At 62.7% G+C, this 15,068-nt stretch carries 13 protein-coding genes; 4 read left to right on the top strand and 9 right to left on the bottom strand.

Annotated features, from left to right (window positions below; all coding sequences use genetic code 11):
• The first annotated feature begins 76 nt into the window (after positions 1 to 76).
• On the top strand, positions 77 to 1,156 hold the full coding sequence (locus AB7783_RS05720; RefSeq protein ID WP_441277090.1) for a D-TA family PLP-dependent enzyme: 1,080 nt from the start codon (positions 77 to 79) through the stop codon (positions 1,154 to 1,156).
• Positions 1,157 to 1,283: 127 nt separating this feature from the next.
• Here the strand turns inward: AB7783_RS05720 and AB7783_RS05715 are convergent, their stop codons facing one another.
• The 9 genes from AB7783_RS05715 to AB7783_RS05675 form a co-directional block, all read right to left on the bottom strand.
• On the bottom strand, positions 1,284 to 2,468 hold the full coding sequence (locus AB7783_RS05715; protein WP_441279642.1) for an NAD(P)/FAD-dependent oxidoreductase: 1,185 nt from the start codon (positions 2,466 to 2,468) through the stop codon (positions 1,284 to 1,286).
• Positions 2,469 to 2,552: 84 nt separating this feature from the next.
• Entirely contained in the window at positions 2,553 to 3,470 is a 918-nt protein-coding gene (locus AB7783_RS05710) for an SDR family NAD(P)-dependent oxidoreductase (protein WP_441277089.1), read from the bottom strand.
• A 12-nt stretch (positions 3,471 to 3,482) separates the two neighbouring features.
• Complete coding sequence (locus AB7783_RS05705; protein WP_441277088.1) at positions 3,483 to 3,944, bottom strand: MaoC family dehydratase; 462 nt, start codon at positions 3,942 to 3,944, stop codon at positions 3,483 to 3,485.
• A gap of 106 nt (positions 3,945 to 4,050) precedes the next feature.
• On the bottom strand, positions 4,051 to 5,793 hold the full coding sequence (locus AB7783_RS05700; RefSeq protein ID WP_441277087.1) for an AMP-binding protein: 1,743 nt from the start codon (positions 5,791 to 5,793) through the stop codon (positions 4,051 to 4,053).
• A gap of 14 nt (positions 5,794 to 5,807) precedes the next feature.
• Positions 5,808 to 6,695 carry a 3-hydroxyisobutyrate dehydrogenase gene (gene mmsB / locus AB7783_RS05695; protein ID WP_089267276.1) on the bottom strand — a complete coding sequence of 296 codons (888 nt, stop codon included), beginning with the start codon at positions 6,693 to 6,695 and terminating at the stop codon, positions 5,808 to 5,810.
• A gap of 82 nt (positions 6,696 to 6,777) precedes the next feature.
• Positions 6,778 to 7,848 (bottom strand): enoyl-CoA hydratase/isomerase family protein, encoded by a 1,071-nt coding sequence (locus AB7783_RS05690; RefSeq protein ID WP_441277086.1) that lies wholly within the window; start codon positions 7,846 to 7,848, stop codon positions 6,778 to 6,780.
• Complete coding sequence (locus AB7783_RS05685; RefSeq protein ID WP_441277085.1) at positions 7,845 to 8,990, bottom strand: isobutyryl-CoA dehydrogenase; 1,146 nt, start codon at positions 8,988 to 8,990, stop codon at positions 7,845 to 7,847. The genes AB7783_RS05690 and AB7783_RS05685 overlap by 4 nt, the downstream gene beginning before the upstream one ends.
• Positions 8,991 to 9,078: 88 nt before the next feature.
• The gene (locus AB7783_RS05680) at positions 9,079 to 10,575 is read right to left on the bottom strand and encodes a CoA-acylating methylmalonate-semialdehyde dehydrogenase (protein WP_068730703.1); all 1,497 of its coding nucleotides are present in this window, start codon (positions 10,573 to 10,575) and stop codon (positions 9,079 to 9,081) included.
• A 163-nt stretch (positions 10,576 to 10,738) separates the two neighbouring features.
• The gene (locus AB7783_RS05675; RefSeq protein ID WP_441277084.1) at positions 10,739 to 11,419 is read right to left on the bottom strand and encodes a TetR family transcriptional regulator; all 681 of its coding nucleotides are present in this window, start codon (positions 11,417 to 11,419) and stop codon (positions 10,739 to 10,741) included.
• A 175-nt stretch (positions 11,420 to 11,594) separates the two neighbouring features.
• Between AB7783_RS05675 and AB7783_RS05670 the strand changes: the two genes are divergently transcribed.
• The 3 genes from AB7783_RS05670 to AB7783_RS05660 all read left to right on the top strand — a co-directional run bounded on the left by AB7783_RS05670 (position 11,595) and on the right by AB7783_RS05660 (position 15,043).
• Positions 11,595 to 12,365, top strand: coding sequence for an enoyl-CoA hydratase (locus AB7783_RS05670; protein WP_441277083.1), 771 nt, complete (start codon positions 11,595 to 11,597; stop codon positions 12,363 to 12,365).
• Between the two features lie 123 nt (positions 12,366 to 12,488).
• On the top strand, positions 12,489 to 13,685 hold the full coding sequence (locus AB7783_RS05665) for an acetyl-CoA C-acyltransferase (protein WP_093759132.1): 1,197 nt from the start codon (positions 12,489 to 12,491) through the stop codon (positions 13,683 to 13,685).
• A 74-nt stretch (positions 13,686 to 13,759) separates the two neighbouring features.
• Positions 13,760 to 15,043, top strand: a complete 1,284-nt coding sequence (locus AB7783_RS05660; RefSeq protein ID WP_439058180.1) for an MFS transporter — start codon at positions 13,760 to 13,762, stop codon at positions 15,041 to 15,043.
• Positions 15,044 to 15,068 lie beyond the last annotated feature (25 nt).

Raw genomic sequence — 15,068 nt, 5'->3', positions numbered from 1 at the left:
GAGGCAACAAGCGAAGACTGGATTGCGTCGTCGCTTCGCTCCTCGCAATGACGGTGGAAATGCCGGAGACGACACAATGACCACCACACTCGCCGCCAAAATCTCCCGCGACTACGGCACACCTGCCCTCGTCATCGACATGGATCGCGTCGAGCGCAATATCGCGCGCATCCAGAAGGTTTGCGATGATGCCGGCATCGCCAACCGGCCGCATATCAAGACGCACAAGAGTCCGGTCATCGCGAAGATGCAGATCGAAGCCGGTGCCAAGGGCATCACCTGCCAGAAGCTCGGCGAAGCCGAGATCATGGCCGATGCCGGGATCGACGACATCCTGATCAGCTACAACCTGCTCGGCGACGAGAAGATGGCACGGCTTGGCGCGCTGCAGGCCAAGGCAAACGTCACCGTGGCCGCCGACAATTCGGTCGTCATCGGCGACCTGCCGAAAGCCGCCGCGATTTCGGGTCGCAACCTCAACGTCGTCGTCGAATGCGACACCGGCCGCAAGCGCGCCGGCGTCGAGACGCCCGCGGAGGCGATTGCACTCGCCAAGGAGATCGCCGCCTCGAAGGGTCTGACCTTCGCCGGCTTCATGCTGTACCCAACCGAGACCGGCTGGCCCGACGCACAGAAATTCTACGACGAAGCGCTGGCCGGCGTTCGCGCACTCGGTCTGGAGCCCACGATCGTCTCGACCGGCGGCACGCCAAACCTGACGAATGTCGGCAAGCTCAAGGGCGCCACCGAACATCGCTTCGGCACCTATATCTACAACGACCGCATGCAGGTCGCGGCTGGTTCGGCCACCTGGGACGATTGCGCGCTGAATGTCTATTCGACCGTGGTCAGCCGCGCCGGCCCGGAACGCGGCATCCTCGATGCCGGGTCCAAGACGCTGACGCCCGACACCGGCGGTCTCGACGGCTACGGCCTGATCCTCGAACATCCCGAAGCCAAGATCGCCCGCTTCGCCGAGGAACACGGCTTCCTCGATCTCGGCCGCAGCAACACCCGTCCCAATGTCGGCGACGTCGTCCGCATCGTGCCGAACCACGTCTGTGTTGTCGTCAACATGTTCGATGAAGTGGTGATGGTGCGCGGTGACGAGATTATCGGCACGCTGCCGGTGGCCGCGCGTGGGAAGCTGCGCTGACGCGACAGCGCTTACACTCGGGACCTCATCCTAAGGAGGCGCCGCTTGGCGCCGTCTCGAAGGATGGACACACATTCATGGTTCGAGACGCGCGCAAGAGCGCGCTCCTCACCATGAGGTCGGCGTTCTATCGGGGCGAAAAAGCCAGCCACCTCAAAACGCCCTCGCCCGCTGCAGCGCCTGTCGCAAACGACGCCTGCAGCAGGTAACCGCCGGTCGGCGCTTCCCAATCGAGCATCTCGCCGGCGACGAATGTGCCCGGCATACGCTTCAGCATGAAGGCGTCATCGATCTCATCGAACGAGACGCCACCCGCCGTCGAAATAGCACGCGCGATCGGCGCGACGCCATTGAGCGTCACCGGCACGGCGTTGATCAAGGCAGCCAACTTCTCCGGCGGCAATGACGCCAGTTGAATGCCCTCTGGGACAGCGATTTCCTGCAGCAGCCCAATGGCCACCGGCGACAGATGGATCGCCTTGCGCAGGAAATTGGAGAACGACTGCTTGCCACGCGATGCTGCCAGCTTCGTGGTCAGCTCCTTCGCATCGAGGTCCGGTCTAAGAGCAACGCGCAGCGTCGCCTTGCCGTCCGCGATGACCGCTTCGCGCAACAGAGACGACAGCGCATAAATGCCACCGCCTTCGATACCGCCACGCGTGACCATCGCCTCGCCGCGCACGCTGTGTGCACCGAACGACAGCGCAACACCCTTCAGCGGCTGACCTTCGAAACGGTCCTTGAAGATCTCCGACCACGCGACCGTAAAACCGGAATTAGCCGGGCGCAGCGGTGCGATACTCACGCCCTTCGCAGCCAGCACACCGGCCCATGCGCCGTCCGAGCCAAGCCGAGGCCAGCTTGCACCGCCGAGCGCAAGAACCGCGCTCTTGCAGGCGATCGCCCTCGAGCCGTCCGGCGTTTGGAATATCAAACGCCCATCGCCGTCCCATCCTGTCCAGCGGTGACGAAAGGCAAACCGCACGCCGCTCTCGTCCAGCCGCCGCAGCCACGCGCGCAGCAATGGCGATGCCTTGAAGGCCTGCGGAAACACCCGGCCGCTGGAGCCGACAAAGGTCGGCTGCCCCAGCGCCTCGCTCCAGTCGCGTAGCGCGGTCGGCGTGAAAGCCGAGATCGACGGCGCAAGCTGCGCCTCCGCCGCGCCATAGCGTTTGAGGAATTCCGGCAGCGGCTCACTATGAGTGAGATTGAGTCCGCCGCGTCCGGCCATCAGAAACTTGCGACCAGCCGATGGCATCGCGTCATAGACCGTGACGGCAGCGCCGCCACGACTCAGAACCTCGGCCGCCATCAGCCCGGCAGGGCCGGCACCGATCACCGCAACTTGGTTCTTCACAGGCTCAGTCAAGGTCACACGATCCGGCGAAGCCGCCGATCAGGCTTTTACGCCCAAGCGAATGGCGGCCTGCTCGACATACTTCTGGGTCTGATGGAAAGCGCCTTCCAGCGCCTTGGCCTTGGACATATCACTAATGTCCGCGAAATGCGCGGCAATCGTATCCGGGCTCCAGTCAGCTTCGGCGAAATTGACACCTTCGCTTTCCAGAATCTTGATCACCGCGAAAGAGCCTGCTCCAGCACCCATGATGGTCTTGGTCGGCGCATTCTCGCTCAGCAGATATTCAACTGCCGGCGTGATCGCTTCCGGCTTCATCAGTTGCAGCGCCTGCGCGGGCAGCAGTTCCTCGGTCATCCGCGTGGCGGCCGTCGGTGACACGATGTTGACGCGGATGTCCGTCTTGCGGCCTTCCTCGGCGAGCACATTCATCAGGCCGACCATGCCAGTCTTGGCAGCACCGTAATTGGCCTGACCGAAATTGCCATACAGACCAGACGACGAGGTGGTGAGCACAATGCGCCCGTAGTTGCGCGCGCGCATACCTTCCCACACCGCCTTGCAGCAATAGAAGGTGCCTGTGAGATGCACGTCCAGCACCTTGGCGAAGTCGGCGAGCTCCATCTTGGCGAAGGATTTGTCGCGGAGGATACCCGCATTGGCGCACATCAGGTCGACGCTGCCCCAGTCCTTGGTGGCCTTGTCGACCATCGCGCTGACCTGCTCGAAGTTGGAGACATCAGCGCCATCGGGCATCGCCGTGCCACCGGCTGCGCGGATTTCCTCGACCACGGTTTCCGCCGCCGTCAGCGAACCGCCGGTACCGTCGCGCGCGCCGCCGAAATCGTTGACCACGACCTTGGCGCCGAGCTTCGCAAGGCCCAGCGCATGGGCGCGGCCCAATCCATTGCCGGCGCCGGTGACGATGGCGACGCGGCCGTCAAATCGAATGGTCATTTGGAACTCTCCTCAATTGAAATAGACAAGGCCGAGCCAGTCGGCGACCAGCGCCGGCTTGTCCTCGCCTTCGATTTCGACACTCACGCTGGTGCGCGTGAACAATTCCTTCGGCTTGCGCAACGTCGCCTCGGTCAGCGTGAAGCGGCCGCGGATGCGCGATCCTGCTTTGACCGGCGACACGAAGCGCACTTTGTCGGTACCGTAATTGACGCCCATGGCGACATCGGCGAGTTGCGGCAGCGCCTCATAGGAAAACACCGAGAGCATCGACATGGTCAGGAAGCCATGAGCGATCGTCGTGCCGAACGGCGTTTCGCGCGCACGCGCGGGATCGACATGGATGAACTGAAAATCCTCCGTCGCCGCGGCGAACGCATCGATGCGCTTCTGGTCCATGACATGCCAGGGCGACACGCCGACTTCCTTGCCTACCATGGCGATATAGGCATCACGTTCAATCATCGCGCTCATTCAGTCTCAGTCCTCAAAATCCAGTTGCGTTGCGGGCGCAGATTCCACAGCGCACACCCTGACGCCAAGCGAAATTGTGCGCTGCAGCCATGCAAAGCGCGACAAATTACCGCTCGCCCTCTTGCGATCCTGCCGCGCGGAGTGCCTGCAATTCGGGGAAATCCTCTTCGCGAAACTCGACGCCGCGGAGAGGGTCGCTGCGATCGTCGGCGTGTTCGAGCCGACGCAGATGCACCCTGCGAATCTTGCCCGAAATCGTCTTCGGCAGCTCGGTCACGAACTCGATCCGACGTATACGTTTGAACGGCGCCAGACGCACATGCAGATGCTGATAGATCGACAGCGCCGTTGCCTTGGACGGCGCGGTATCGCCGATCAGCAATACATAGGCCTTGGGGATGGCGAGTCGGATCGGATCGGGGCTCGGTACAATGGCGGCCTCAGCCACGGCATCGTGTTCGAGCAGGATACTCTCCAGTTCGAACGGACTAATGCGATAGTCCGAGGATTTGAACACATCGTCGGAGCGACCGACGAAAGTGAGATAGCCATCGTCATCGGAAAATACGACGTCGCCGCTGCGATAGATCTCACCGCTCGCACCGCTGACACTACCGTCTTCGGCTTGATAGCCCTGCATCAATCCTGCCGGGCGATCGACGCCAAGCACGAGACTGACCTCGCCCTCCTTCGCCGGATTGCCGTCGGCATCGACAACGCGAACCTTCCAGCCCGGCAGCGGACGGCCCATGGAGCCCACCTTGACGGTCTGGCCCGGCGAATTGCCGGCCAGCGCGGTGGTCTCGGTCTGGCCGTAGCCGTCGCGAATGGTGAGGCCCCAGGCCGCCTTGACCTGATCGATCACTTCCGGATTGAGCGGCTCACCGGCGCCACAGACTTCGCGCAGCGCGACCTTGAAGGTGGCAAGCTTCTCCTGAATGAACAGCCGCCACACGGTGGGCGGTGCGCAGAGCGTCGTCACGCCGCAGCGGCCGATGGTGGCGAGCAGGCCCTTGGCATCGAAGCGCGGCTGGTTGACCACGAACACGGTCGCGCCGGCATTCCATGGCGCGAAGAAGCAGCTCCAGGCATGCTTGGCCCAGCCCGGTGAAGAAATGTTGAGATGCACGTCGCCCGGCTGCAGGCCGATCCAAAACATCGTCGAGAGTCCGCCGACGGGATAGCTGCGCTGGCTGTGCCGCACGAGCTTCGGCTTCGCCGTGGTGCCCGAGGTGAAATAGAGCAGCATCGGGTCGTCCGCTCTGGTCGGGCCATCCGGCGTGAATGTGTCGGGGAATTCAGCTGAGGTCTCAAAAGCCAGCCAGCCGTCGTGAGGCGACGTGGCGTTGACGACGATCTGACCAATGCCCGCGGTCTTCAGGCTGCCGAACTTGGCCACCTGGTCCTCTGCCGCCACCACAAGCTTGGCACGTCCGCGGTCGAGCCGGTCCTGCAATTCATCCGGGGTCAGCAGCGTGGTTGCAGGAATGATGACGACGCCGAGCTTGATCGCCGCCAGCATGGTCTCCCACAGCGGCACCACATTGCCGAGCAGCAGCAACAGATGATCGCCGCGCTTCAGCCCCTGCGCGCGCAGGAAATTGGCAACCTGATTTGAGCGCCGCGACAGCACCTCGAACGACAACTTCGTCTCGCGGCTGGCGGCCGCATCGACGATCCAGAGCGCCGTCCGGTCCTTGCTGACGGGATCATGGGCGAGTTCGGCATCGAACCAGTCGAGCGCCCAGTTGAAGTCGACCGGATCGGGCCAGCGAAAGCCGGCAACGGCGGTGGCGTAGTCGGTGCGGTGTTCGAGGAGGAAGGCGCGGGCCTGCTTGAACGTGGTCATGCCGACGCGCTCCGCTATTTCGGCATCAAATGCCTAAGGTGATGAATGATCCCCGAGAAGTCATCACCGCCGTGACCTTCCTTCTCATAGGTCTCATAGATGCTCTCGGCATGAGCGCCGAGCGGCGTCCTGGCGCCGGCGGCCTTGGCGGCCTCCTGCGACAGCCTGAGATCCTTGAGCATCAGTGCTGCGGCAAAACCCGGCTTGTATTCATTGTTGGCCGGCGATGTCGGCACCGGTCCCGGCACCGGGCAATAGGTGGTCAGCGACCAGCACTGGCCCGACGAGGTCGAGGCCACATCGAACAGCGCCTGATGCGACAGGCCGAGTTTCTCGGCGAGCACGAAGGCTTCGCTGACGCCGATCATGGAAATGCCGAGGATCATGTTGTTGCAGATCTTGGCCGCCTGCCCCGCACCGGCATCGCCGCAATGGACAATCTTCTTGCCCATCGCTTCGAGGACCGGCTTGGCCGACGCGAACGCCTTGGCATCGCCGCCAGCCATGAAGGTCAGCGTCGCGCCCTTGGCGCCGCCAGTGCCACCGGAGACCGGCGCATCGACCGACGGCAGCTTCTGCGCAGCCGCCAGTTCATGCGCCTTGCGTGCGCTTTCCACGTCGATGGTCGAGCAATCGATCATCAGCGCCCCCTTGGCGGCAACGGGAATGACCTCGCTCCAGACCGACACCACGTGTTTGCCGGCCGGCAGCATGGTGATGATGACCTCGGCGCCCTTCACGGCATCGACCGCCTTGTCAGCAATGGTCACGCCATCCGCCCTCGCCTGCGCGCGGGACGCCTCGACGAGATCGAAGCCCGTCACCTTGTGGCCCGCCTTGACCAGGTTGGCGGCCATCGGGCCACCCATATTGCCGAGACCGATGAATGCAATGCTGGTCATGTCCTGCCCTCGTGATCGTTTGTTTGTTTTTAAAGCCTGATGAAAACGGCGAAATCCAACTTTCGTTCAGAACGCTCGACCTTCAGAAGGTCAGCTCAACATCGCGTTTGGCCAGATAGCGCGCGACAATCTCCGGTGTCACGCCCTCGAGATCCGGTGGCTGCCATTTCGGATTGCGATCCTTGTCGATGATGGCCGCACGCACGCCCTCAACGAAATCTGCGCTATCAAACACCTCCAGCGCCGCGAGATATTCGCGCGACAGACATTCCTCGAGCGAATTCGACGCGCGCGCTAGCCGCAACAGCTTCAGGGTAACCTTGAGCCCCCGCGGTGATTTGTCGGACATGGCCTTGATCGTCACCAGCGCGAAATCTGAACCGTCCTGCTCAAGCGCAGCCACGATCTCCTCGACGCTGTCATGGGCGAAAGCGCGATCGATCAGCGCACGCTGCGCCGTGACTGGACCGGTTTGTTCCGGGGCTGCAAACTTCTTGAGTGTCGTCATCACCAACGCTGCATCGGCACCTGACGACAGCTTTGTCAGCGCTTCGCGCAATGCCGGCCAATTGACGGTGTCGATCAGGACGTCCGCCATATGTGCAGCAAGCGCATCGGCACCATTTGCCGTCAGTCCGGTCAGACCGAAATACGTCCCGAGTTCGCCCGGCGCACGCGACAACAGCCAGGTGCCGCCAACATCGGGGAAGAAGCCAAGGCCGACTTCCGGCATCGCCATCCTGGTCTTCTCGGTGACGATGCGATGGCTGGCATGGCCGGCCAGACCGACGCCGCCGCCCATCACGAAGCCATCCATGTAAGCGACATAGGGCTTTAGAAACTTCGCGATACGCGCGTTGACAATGTACTCCTCGCGCCAAAAGATCTTGCCGAGATCGCCTTTGACCTTGGCGCTCTCATAGAGACCGCGAATGTCGCCACCAGCGCACAGCCCGCGCTCGCCTGCTCCTTCGAGAATGATGAGCGCAACCTTCGGATCGGCCTCAAACATATCGAGCGCCGTCGCGATCTCGCGGGTCATCTCCAGCGTCAGGGCATTCAACGCCTTCGGCCTGTTGAGGCGGATCACACCAGCCGCGCCTTCGCGCGCGACGATCAGTTCGCCGGCCTCGGTCGCTACGTCCGAACTCATCGCGCGCCCTCGATCAATTTGCGCGACACAATCAGCCGCATGATTTCATTGGTGCCTTCGAGGATCTGGTGCACGCGCAAATCGCGCACGATCTTCTCGATCCCGTATTCGGCGAGATAGCCATAGCCGCCATGCAGCTGCAGCGCATCGTTGGCGACCTCGAAACCGATATCAGTGCCGAAGCGCTTGGCCATCGCGCAGAGCATGCCGGCATCGGCATCCTTGCGGTCCAGCGCCGCCGCCGCCCGCCACAGAAACGTGCGCGCGGCTTCCAATTCGGTCGCCATATCGGCGACGCGGAACTGGAGTGCCTGGAATTCGTCGAGTCGCTTGCCGAACGCCTTCCGCTCTTTCATGTAGCTCAACGACTTGTCGAGCGCCGACTGCGCGCCACCAAGCGAACACGCGGCGATGTTGAGACGACCACCGTCGAGGCCGGCCATGGCGATCTTGAAGCCGATGCCCTCGTCACCGAGCCGGTTGGCGATCGGCACGCGGCAATTTTCGAAGATCACGGCGCGTGTCGATTGCGCGTTCCAGCCCATCTTGCGTTCGTTGTTGCCGAACGACAGACCGGGCGTACCGGCCTCCACCACGATGGTCGAGACGCCGCTGGCGCCCTCGCCGCCCGTACGGACCATCACGACATAGACGTCGGTATCGCCGGCCCCGGAGATGAATTGCTTCTGGCCGTTGAGCACATAGTGGTCGCCGTCGACGACGGCGCGGGTGCGCAGCGCCGCTGCATCCGATCCCGAGCCGGGCTCAGTCAGGCAGTAGCTCGCCAGCAGCTCCATAGTGCAAAGTCGCGGCAGCCACTTCTGGCGCTGCGCTTCGCTGCCATAGGAATCAATCATCCACGACGCCATGTTGTGGATCGAAATGAAGGCCGAGGTGGTCGGACAGCCGGTCGCCAGCGCCTCGAAAATCAGCGCGGCGTCGAAACGCGTCAGTGCGGAGCCGCCGACATCATCACGAATGTAGATGCCGCCCATACCGAGCAGCGCCGCCTCGCGCATCACCTCTTTGGGGAAATGCTTGTCCTCGTCCCATTGGAGCGCAAAGGGAGCGATCTTTTCCGCAGCAAATTCGCGCGCCATGTCGCGAACGGCGGTCTGTTCCTCATCGAGAGCGAATTGCATCACGCCCTTCTTGTTGATTGTTGATCAGCCGGGAAAATGAAACGGCCCGGTGCACCACCTTTGGGAGCGCCGGGCCGCTTGCGTGTTCTTACTTCATCAACGGGATCGAGAACTCGGCGCCTTCCTTGACACCCGATGGCCAGCGCGCGGTGACCGTCTTGGTCTTGGTGTAGAAGCGGATCGAATCCGGACCATGCTGGTTGAGATCGCCGAAGCCGGACTTCTTCCAGCCACCGAAGGTGTAATAGGCGATCGGCACCGGGATCGGCACGTTGATGCCAACCATGCCGACATTGACCTTGGCGGCGAAGTCGCGCGCAGCATCACCGTCACGGGTGAAGATCGCAACGCCGTTGCCGTAGTCATGATCCGACGGCAGCGCGAGAGCTTCTTCGTAATCGTGGGCACGCACCACCGACAGCACGGGCCCGAAGATCTCTTCCTTGTAGATGCGCATGTCCTTGGTGACGTTGTCGAACAGACAGCCACCCATATAGAAGCCGTTCTCGTAGCCCTGCATCTTGAAGCCACGGCCATCGACGGCGAGCGTGGCGCCTTCCTTGATGCCGATATCGACATAGTTCTTGACGCGGTCGACGGCTTCCTTGGTCACCAGCGGACCGAAGTCGGCGGACGGATCCACGGAGGTGCCGATCTTCAGACTCTCGACGCGCGGGATGAGCTTTTCCATCAGACGGTCGGCCGTGGTCTTGCCAACAGGCACGGCCACCGAGATCGCCATGCAGCGCTCGCCAGCGGAGCCGTAGCCGGCGCCGATCAACGCATCGACGGTCTGGTCCATATCCGCATCGGGCATGATGATGGCGTGGTTCTTCGCGCCGCCGAAGCACTGGGCGCGCTTGCCGGTCGCCGCAGCGCGCTCGTAAATATACTGGGCGATCGGCGACGAGCCGACGAAGCCGACAGCCTTGATGTCTTCGTCGTCGAGAATGGCGTCGACGGCTTCCTTGTCGCCATTGACGACGTTCAGAATGCCCGGCGGCAGACCAGCTTCGATCATCAATGCGGCGAGCATCATCGGCACGCCGGGATCGCGCTCGGACGGCTTGAGAATGAACGCGTTGCCGCAAGCGATTGCCGGGCCGAATTTCCACATCGGGATCATCGCCGGGAAGTTGAACGGCGTGATGCCGGCGACGACGCCGAGCGCCTGGCGCATCGAATAGATGTCGATGCCGGGACCAGCGCCTTCGGTATATTCGCCCTTCATGAGATGCGGAATGCCGCAGGCGAATTCGATCACTTCCAGGCCGCGCTGGATATCGCCCTTGGCGTCCGGCACGGTCTTGCCATGCTCACGCGCCAGGCAATCGGCCAGCTTGTCGTAATCGCGGTTGGCGAGTTCGAGGAACTTCATCAGCACGCGGGCGCGGCGCTGCGGATTGGTGTTGCCCCAAGCGACCTGCGCCTCGGCGGCATTGAGAACCGCGGCGCGCATTTCGGCCTTGGAGGCCAGCGCAACCTTGGCCTGAACTTCGCCAGTCATCGGCTCGAAAACGTCGGCGAAACGCCCCGACTTGCCCTCGACCTCACGGCCGCCGATGAAATGTCCAATCGTGCGCATGCGTTTCCTCCTGGGAGCCAAATTTGGCCCGATGTTGATCAGGCTTTATGGCGTTTGGAAAGGCCCTGCACGCGCGGCGGATTTGCGAAATTGCAGGCTCGCTGCAGTTTGGCCCTGTCAGAATGTCACCGCCGCGACAATGTCGCAGGCAGTGCGCCGATTATCAATTCTTGGCGGCAGATACGGCCTTGGTTGCCGCCTTCTTTGCAGTCGGCTTTCTAGCCCCGCTCTTGGGAGCCTCAGCCTTGGACGCTGTCGGCTTCGGCGCTGCAGCACGGCCCAGCACGGCCTCGCGGCCAGCACTCAAAAGCTCCTCGGACAACTCGCCATTGCCGGCGGCGCGGGCGAGCACGATGGTGCCCATCATGGTGGCAAGCGCCGCCATCGCCTGTCTGCGCGCCGATTTGCTCGGTCCGCCATGAAACTGCTCGGACATCATCTCGATCATCTGATCGAGCTTGGCGGCAAACACCTTGCGCGTCTTGGGGCTTTCGCGCGCGATCTCAGCGCCCAGCGCCGGGACGGCGCAACCATGGCCCGGATTGTCGCGGTGCTGCGGCGACAGGTAAGAATCCACGATCGTGGCCAGGCGCTGATCCGGCGCCGCCTGCCCAGCCAACTGACGCCAGCGATCGGTCGATCGGTCCATTGCATAGGCAAAGGCTTCAATCACCAGCGCCTCGCGCGAATCGAAATGCGCGTAGAAGCCGCCATGGGTGAGACCCGCATCCTTCATGAGGTCGGCCACGCCGATGCCATGCGCGCCCTTTTCGCGCAGACGCACGGAAGCCTTCTTCACGATCCGCGCGTGAGTTTCGAGCTTATGTTCCTTCGAATAGCGCATCGGCGGTCCATTCAAGACAAATAGATGATGTCAATCATATTACCCGTACCGCCTCGCGCACGCAACGCGCTCCTGGCCGCAGGCCTTGACAACAACGCAGTTTGACGCGGAATTGATAGGACAAGACCGGCGATCCGCGCCGGCCCAAGGGAATGCCAAGGGACGAGACGATTTCATGCATATGCTCAATCCCCACTGCGGTGTCGAACGCGACCCGCGAGGTATAGTTCGGCTGACGATCTGCAATGCCGGCTCACTCAATATTCTGAATTCAGCCGCAATCAAGGGCGTTCGCGAGGGCATCGAGGTATTGGCCACGGAACGCGCCATTCGCGCGCTTGTTATCGCCGGCCAGAGCGAAAAGAGCATGATCGGTGGCGCCGACATCAAGGAAATGGCGACGCTGGATCAGGCCTCCGCCGAGAAGTTCATTTCCGGCTTGCGCGATCTCTGCGAGGCTGCGCGCGCATTTCCTGCGCCCGTAATTGCCCGCATCCCGGGCTGGTGCCTTGGCGGCGGCCTCGAATTTGCTGCCGCCTGCGATTTCCGTATCGCTTCGCACGATTCCAAATACGCCATGCCTGAGGTCAGGGTCGGTATCCCCTCGGTGATTCACGCTGCCCTCTTGCCGCGCCTGATCGGTTGGGGCCGTGCACGCTGGCTGATCATGACTGCCGCCACTATCGATGCACCGACCGCGCTGAATTGGGGTCTGATCGACGTGGTTGCGGCCGAAGGCGCGCTGGATGCCGAAGTTGAAAAGACGATCGAAGCCATACTCGAGTGTGGACCCGAAGCCATGCGCTCGCAAAAAGCCCTGCTGAAACAGTGGGAAGAGCTGCCGCTGAAAGAATCCGTCAATCTCAGCGTCGGCGTGTTCGGCGAGGCCTATCTGACCGGCGAACCACAGCGGCTGATGCAGGGTTTCATAAACCGCAAACGCTAGCGGCTCGACCTCACGAGAATTTTGCCAAGATAAATTTAGGCTTCCCGGCATTGCGTATCCTGCAGCGCATCATATGATGAGTGTCATCCAAATGACCCGCGCTTGCGCGAAGGAGCCTCCATCATGTCCGCAGCCTCAGATCCGGTCGTCATCGTCTCAGCCACCCGCACACCCCTCGGCCGCTTCCAGGGCGAACTGTCGCCCTTCTCCGGGCACAAGCTCGGCAGCCACGTCATCGGTGCCGCCGTGGCACGCGCGAAACTGACACCCGAGCGCATCGACGAAGTCTTCATGGGCTGCGTGCTTCCTGCAGGCCAGGGTCAAGCACCCGCCCGCCAGGCCGCCCGAGGCGCCAAGCTGCCAGACGCCACCGGGGCCACGACGATCAACAAGGTCTGCGGTTCCGGCATGAAGGCGACCATGCTTGCCCACGACATCATCCATGCAGGCTCGGCGGAGATCGTCGTCTCCGGCGGTATGGAGAGCATGACCAATGCGCCCTATTTGCTGCAGAAGGCACGCGGCGGTTACCGCGTCGGCCATGATCGCATCATCGATCACATGTTGATGGATGGGCTTGAGGATGCCTATGAGGTCGGTCGCTCGATGGGTGACTTCGGCGAAGCCACCGCTGAGGCCTATCAGTTCACGCGTGGAGATCAGGACGCCTATGCGATCGAGACGCTGACCCGCGCGCGCAAGGCGGTGGAGAGCGGCGCCTTCAAGGCGGAGATCACGCCACTGACCGTCGTCGAGAAGTCCGGAGCTCGCGAGATCGCCAATGACGAACATCCGCTGAAGGTCGATCCCGCCAAGATCCCGAACCTCAAACCAGCCTTCCGCAGCAACGGCACTATCACGCCCGCTGCTTCGTCCGCCAATGCCGATGGCGCTGCTGCCCTGGTGCTCGCCAAGCGTTCCCTCGTGGATCGTGAGGGCCTGCCCGCGCTGGCCGTGATCCATGGCCACGCCACGCACAGCCAGGAACCGCAATGGTTCACGACTGCGCCCATTCCGGCAATCCGCAAACTGCTCGACAAGGTCGGCTGGAGCGTCGGCGATGTTGATCTGTTCGAGATCAATGAGGCCTTCGCCGTGGTGCCAATGGCCGCGCAACGCGACCTTGGCATCCCTCGCGAGAAGCTCAACGTCAACGGCGGCGCCTGCGCGCTGGGCCATCCCATCGGCGCCACCGGCGCGCGGCTGATCGTGACGCTGCTGCACGCGCTGGAAGCCAGAGGCCTGAAACGCGGCGTCGCGGCACTGTGCATCGGCGGCGGCGAAGCCACCGCGATTGCCATCGAACGCATCGTTCGCTGAACCGCCTTTCCCAGATATGATCGTCGCGGTGGTCGTCGTCGCGACGCCACTTCTCATTGATTGCAGGAAACCCGATGATTTCCGGATGGCTCTCCACTGCCCTCGCCCGCCGCAACATTCACTATGGATGGGCGATGATCGCCGTGACCTTCGTGACGGCGCTGGTCAGCGCTGCAGCGGTTGGCGCGCCCGGCGTCTTCATCGTGCCGCTGCAGAAGGAGTTCGGCTGGAGCACCGCCGAGATTTCCTCCGCCATGTCGATCCGCTTCGTGTTGTTCGGCCTGATGGCGCCGTTCGCCGCGGCGCTGATGAACCGTTATGGGTTGCGCAACGTCACGCTGATCGCCCTGCTCGTCGTTGCTGCAAGCCTCATCTTGTCGCTCGGAATGACGCAGGTCTGGCAGCTCATGGCGCTCTGGGGCGTCGCCGTTGGTATTGGCACTGGGATGACGGCGCTGGTGCTCGGCGCCACCGTCGCAGCGCGCTGGTTCAGCGCACGCCGTGGTCTCGTCGTGGGTATCCTCACCGCGAGCGCGGCCACCGGCCAGTTGATCTTCCTGCCGATCCTCGCCAGCATCACCGAGCACAGCAACTGGCGCTGGGCACTGGCGCTGATGTGCGTGATGCTGGCCATAGCCGCGCTCGGGGTGCTGCTGGTGATGCGGGACCGTCCCAGCGACATCGGCATTCGCCCCTATGGCGACACCAGCACCGAACCGCTGGCCGCGCCGCCACCGAACACCTCGCCGATCATGGCGGCAGCGCTCGGTGCCCTGCGTGATGCTGCCCAGACCAAGGTGTTCTGGATCCTGTTCGCCACGTTCTTCATCTGCGGCGCCAGCACCAACGGGCTCGTGCAGGTGCACCTGATCCCGATGTGCCTCGACTTCGGCATCCCGCAGATTCAGGCGGCCGGACTGCTTGCGGCAATGGGCGTGTTCGATTTCGTCGGTACCATCGCGTCAGGCTGGCTGTCCGATCGCTACGACAACCGCTACCTGCTGTTCTGGTATTACGGCCTGCGTGGCCTCTCGCTGCTGGCGTTGCCGTTCACCGACTTCTCGTTCTACGGTCTGTCGCTGTTCGCGCTGTTCTATGGCCTAGACTGGATCGCCACCGTGCCGCCCACCGTGCGGCTTACAGCGTCGAAGTTTGGACCTGAACGCGCGGGTCTGGTGTTCGGCTGGATCTTCGCCGGCCATCAGTTAGGTGCAGCAACGGCGGCATTCGGCGCTGGTCTGTCGCGCACGGTACTGCTCAGCTATCTGCCTGCCTTTTTCGCGGCAGGTGCGCTATGTATTATTGCAGCGCTGATCGTGCTGGCGATTTCAAAAGACAAGAAGGTCGCGACCGCCTGATCCCCCTAGGATTCAGGCTGCTCGC

Origin of the sequence: Tardiphaga sp. 172_B4_N1_3, from assembly GCF_052076035.1 — a bacterium.
GTDB lineage: Bacteria > Pseudomonadota > Alphaproteobacteria > Rhizobiales > Xanthobacteraceae > Tardiphaga > Tardiphaga robiniae.
This window is presented reverse-complemented; position numbering and strand designations above follow the sequence as displayed.